Source organism: Neoroseomonas rubea (assembly GCF_016106015.1).
GTDB lineage: Bacteria > Pseudomonadota > Alphaproteobacteria > Acetobacterales > Acetobacteraceae > Neoroseomonas > Neoroseomonas rubea.
In genome coordinates, this window is sequence record NZ_JACADQ010000567.1 from 1 (window position 1) to 1495 (window position 1495).

Genomic DNA, 1495 nt, shown 5'->3' on the forward strand with positions numbered 1-1495 from the left:
GGGACTCAAGCGTGGCCGGACCTCAGACGTGCGCTCCTCCGACCTGGCCCGGCGCGCCTGGCACGCGGCCGCGCTGCGGGATGTGCTGGCGCGCAAGCGGGCCGCTCAGCCGCATCACCCGGCGGCGGGCCCCGCGGCCGGGCAGGGGATGCACGCCAAGCCGAGCGCCAAGCGCAAGGTGCGGACCGACCCGCGCGAGATCGGCCGCGTGTCCCAGTTCGTGAAGGCGGCGCAGGCGCGGCGGGATCGGTAGGGCGACGACCGATCAGCCGGGAACGGCCGATCGGATGCCTTGCCCTTCGGATCGTTGATTCAGCAGCACGACATCCCATCACGCGGATCCAGGGTGATGGGATGGTGCCGCAGGCCCTTCATCTGGCCTTGCGGGGCGCGGCGCGATATCTCGGCACGTCCATGACCGGGAGTGACAACGCCATGACCACCCGCCGCACCCTTCTGGCCGCCGGCGCCGGCCTGCTCGCCGCGCCCGCGGTCCAGGCCCAGGGCGAATGGCCGAACCGCACCGTGCGCATCATCGTCCCCTGGCCGCCGGGCGGGTCGACCGACGTGCTCGTGCGCATCTACGCGGAACTGCTGCAGCCGATCCTCGGCCAGACCTTCATCATCGAGAACCGCCCCGGCGCGGGCGGCAACATCGGCATCGACGCCACCGCCAAGGCGGCGCCGGACGGCTACACGATCGGCATCGCCTCGGTCGGGCACCTGGTCATCAACAGCTTCCTGTACTCCCGCCTGCCCTACGACCCGGCGCGGGACCTGGTGCCGGTCGGCATCGCCTGGGACCTGCCCAACGTCGTCGTCGTCAGCAGCCAGCACAACCCGTCGCGCAGCCTGGCCGACTTCACCGCCTGGTGCCGGGCGAAGCGCGGCGGCTTCTCCTACGGCTCGCCCGGAGTGGGCACGACGGGGCACCTGACCGGCGCGCTCTTTGCCAACCGCATCGGCGTCGAGGGCACGCATGTGCCCTTCCGCGGCGCGGCGCAGATCATCCCGGCGATGCTCTCGGGCGACCTCGACAGCGCGCTCGACAACCTCGCCTCCTACGTGCCGGTCATCACGGAAGGGCGGATGCGGGCGCTGGCCGTCACCTCCGCCACGCGCTGGCCGACCATGCAGGACGTGCCGACGATGGCCGAGGCAGGTGTGCCGAACTTCGTCGTCTCCTCCTGGCAGGGCTTCGTCTTCCCGGCGAATTCGCCGCGCGCGGCGATCGAGCGGCTCAGCGGCGCGCTGCGGCGCATCGTCTCCGACCAGGCGGTGAAGGACCGCTTCCTGCGCGTCGGCGCCGAGGCGGTGTGGTCCTCGCCCGAGGACATGCTGGCGCGCGCGCAGCGGGAACGGCCGCTGTGGCAGGAAGCGGTGCGCGTGTCCGGCGCGCGGCTCGAATAGAAGAACGGGGGGAGAAGGGAACTTCTCCCCCCGAACCCCCCTCAACCTTCTTTGAATTCGAAGAAGGGAGGGGGTTCGGGGGAGG

At 71.7% G+C, this 1495-nt stretch carries 1 protein-coding gene and 1 pseudogene; both read left to right on the forward strand.

The features are described from left to right. Window positions 1-253: pseudogene (locus HW577_RS24910) on the forward strand (hypothetical protein); the annotation flags it as partial. A gap of 182 nt (window positions 254-435) precedes the next feature. Further along, the gene (locus tag HW577_RS24915; protein WP_198378780.1) at window positions 436-1410 is read left to right on the forward strand and encodes a Bug family tripartite tricarboxylate transporter substrate binding protein; all 975 of its coding nucleotides are present in this window, start codon (window positions 436-438) and stop codon (window positions 1408-1410) included. Window positions 1411-1495 lie beyond the last annotated feature (85 nt).